Origin of the sequence: Roseomonas sp. TAS13, from assembly GCF_001950415.1 — a bacterium.
Lineage (GTDB): Bacteria > Pseudomonadota > Alphaproteobacteria > Acetobacterales > Acetobacteraceae > Roseomonas > Roseomonas mucosa.
The window spans coordinates 1-2,553 of record NZ_BDLP01000510.1 but is presented as its reverse complement, the minus strand read 5'-3'; the positions used below and the strand labels follow the sequence as shown (position 1 = coordinate 2,553).

General features: G+C 70.6%; 4 protein-coding genes. 2 read left to right on the top strand and 2 right to left on the bottom strand.

All coding sequences use genetic code 11. From position 1 onward, the window contains the following. Together ROTAS13_RS22875 and ROTAS13_RS22870 are read right to left on the bottom strand one after the other, a co-directional pair. Positions 1 to 363, bottom strand: a 363-nt coding sequence (locus tag ROTAS13_RS22875; RefSeq protein ID WP_171979214.1) for an alpha/beta hydrolase, incomplete at its 3' end; no start/stop codon positions are given. An 80-nt stretch (positions 364 to 443) separates the two neighbouring features. Continuing rightward, complete coding sequence (locus ROTAS13_RS22870; protein WP_019462470.1) at positions 444 to 1,001, bottom strand: histidine phosphatase family protein; 558 nt, start codon at positions 999 to 1,001, stop codon at positions 444 to 446. A 175-nt stretch (positions 1,002 to 1,176) separates the two neighbouring features. Between ROTAS13_RS22870 and ROTAS13_RS22865 the strand changes: the two genes are divergently transcribed. Continuing rightward, positions 1,177 to 1,845, top strand: a complete 669-nt coding sequence (locus ROTAS13_RS22865) for a Tim44/TimA family putative adaptor protein (RefSeq protein ID WP_019462469.1) — start codon at positions 1,177 to 1,179, stop codon at positions 1,843 to 1,845. Between the two features lie 363 nt (positions 1,846 to 2,208). Beyond that, the coding region (locus tag ROTAS13_RS22860; protein WP_139323515.1) for a hypothetical protein at positions 2,209 to 2,553 on the top strand (345 nt) is incomplete at its 3' end.

Sequence of the window (2,553 nt, the reverse complement as noted above, 5' to 3'; positions counted from 1 at the left end):
ATAGAGCGGCAGGCCGGGATAGCGCCGCCGCAGCAGCCGGGAGGCGGCGGCGAGGTCGGTCTCCAGCGTCTCGGCACCGGGCCAGAGCGGCCAGTTCGGCGCCTCGCCGAAGCCCCTCTGGTCATAGGCGTAGAGGGCCACCCCGCCGGCGTTGAACAGCGGCGCCGCCATGCGGAAGGCGTTCCGGGCGGTGTCGCCGAAGCCATGGACCGCCAGGACCACCGCGTGGGGCGGGGCCTCCGGCAGCCAGGCATGCAGCGGCAGCCTCGCCCCGTCGGCCATGACCAGGCTGTCGGCCGCCAGTTCCGGCGGGGCCAGCGCCGGCCCGGCGGGGATCACCACCGGCGCGCAGGCCGCCAGCAACAGGCCGCAGAAAAGGAAGGCGAGATTCCGGCGGCTCCAGCCCCGGAAGCGGAACCCCGGGAGGCGACGGCCGGGACCGTTCAGCCGTGGTGCCAGACCACGTTCTCCGGCTCGGGCCCGGTCGGGTCGCAGCGCAGCCACTCGCCGTTCACCAGCGACCGGCCGGTCATCGCCAGGATGAAGCCCCAGTGGCTCACCACCACCGTATGCGCCCAGTCGTCCCGCAGCATCATGTCCAGGCGGAACTGCATCGCCCGGGCCGCCACGGCCTCCGGCGGCTCCTCCTCCTGCGGCCACCAGACCTCGTCGATCCGGGTGAAGTCGTGGTGCGGCCAGTCGGTCGAAAGCCGGCTGCAGGGCGAGCCGACATCGCAGGACAGGGCATAGCGTTCCCGCACCAGCGGCGTGATCAGCACAGGCAGGCCCAGCTTCTCCGCCAGGGGCGCCGCGGTCTGGAGTGCCCGCGTATAGGGGCTGGCCAGGATGCGGCGGACATCCTCCTTCGCCAGCGCCTCCGCCGCCGCCTGGGCCTGCTGGTGGCCCAGGGGTGTCAGGCGCGGGTCCGGGATGCCGGGGTCGGTCCTGGTGGCCGTGTAGTGGAGGTTGAACTCGCTCTGGCCATGACGCAGAAGGATCATGCCGGCAAATTGGCGACAGGGCGGGTTTCCGGCAATGGGCTTCGGCAGGCCCCCGGAGGCCGGCTCGCGAAAAAAGCTCCCTGGGGTGCCGCCACAGGGCGGCACAGGGGGCAACCGGCGTTGCGTTAACAGACGTTCATCCCCATTTTCCCTCTTCAGAGAGAGGAGACCACAGATGCAGGGCGGCTTCCCCATCGACCTGATCCTGTTCGCGATGGTCGCGGCCTTCCTTGTGCTGCGTCTTCGCTCCGTGCTCGGCCGGCGCACCGGCTTCGAGCGTCCGCCCGAGGCGCGCCCGGCCGCCGGCTATCCGCCCCGGGTGATCGAGGGCGATGCCAGCGAGGCGGTGGCCGCTCCGCCCGCGCCGCAGCGCCACGCCGTGCCCGACGCGCAGGGCCCGGTCGGCCAGGCCCTGGCCAACATCCAGAAGACCGATCCTTCCTTCTCGGTCCAGAACTTCCTGGGCGGGGCGGAAACAGCCTTCCGCATGATCGTCGAGGCCTTCGCGCGCGGCGATCGCGACACGCTGCGCAGCCTGCTCGGCCCGGAAACCTTTGCCGGCTTCGAGGGCGCCATCAAGGCGCGCGAGGAGGCGGGCGAGACCCAGCGCACCGAGATCCGGCACATCCACGAGGTCACGGTGGAGGGCGCGGAGCTTCGCGGCTCCGTGGCGGATGTTACTGTCCGCTTCGTGTCGGATCAGGTGAACATGACCCTGGCCGCCGACGGCAAGCCCGTCACGGGCACCGACAGCGTGACTGAGCTGAAGGATCTCTGGACCTTCCAGCGCGACCTGAAGAGCGGCGATCCGACCTGGCGGCTGGTGGATACCCGCTCCGTCTGAACGGCGTTGCCGATCCCGGGCCGGCAGCGATGGCCGCGCCCGGGATCGCTTCCCTTTCCCGGCCAAAGCGATCCCTCCTTCCCTCCTTCCCGCCTGCTTCCTGGCAGGAGCGGCATGGCGATCCCGGGTTGTCGCTTCATGATCCCCGGTGTCTGGCTTCCTCCTTGCCAAACCATTGTCCGGGCAAGGCTTCTTCGCTTCCCGGTCTTGGCCCGCAGGGCGTGAGCCACTCTGGAGCCCGTTTCACCAGATGCCCTGAGCAGAAAGTGCTTGATGATTTTTGTTTTCTGTTTCTAAAAAACGATCCGACTTTCCCGCTGAAGACCGATTTCTGCTCAGAGGTCCGGAAGAACAGGCTGCCGCATGATGCTCCCCCCGCCACATCCCCGCCGAAAGCCGACGATCTGGCACCGGGGCCGCATCCGTGGCCTCCCCGCCCTTTCCCTGCTGGCCCTTCTGGCCACCGGCGCGCTTGCCGCGCCGCTGCTCCCTTTCCCCGTCCAGGCCGCCGAAGGCTCCATCCTGCGGTCGCAGCAGGACACGCCCGCGCTGCGGCAGGCCCGGACGCGCCTGCCGGCCCTGGAGGCGGCGCTCGGGCGCTCCGCGCAGGGGCCCGGGCCACGCGGCATGGTGCAGCGGCGGATGGAGAAGCAGCGGCAGATCGCCCGTGACGAGGCCCGGGCGCGCGGCGTCGCCCTGCCGGCGGCG

Coding starts and splice junctions, on each gene's coding strand:
- ROTAS13_RS22870 (WP_019462470.1), bottom strand. CDS start 1,001: ATGATCCTTCTGCGTCATGGCCAGAGCGAGTTCAACCTCCACTACACG.
- ROTAS13_RS22865 (WP_019462469.1), top strand. CDS start 1,177: ATGCAGGGCGGCTTCCCCATCGACCTGATCCTGTTCGCGATGGTCGCG.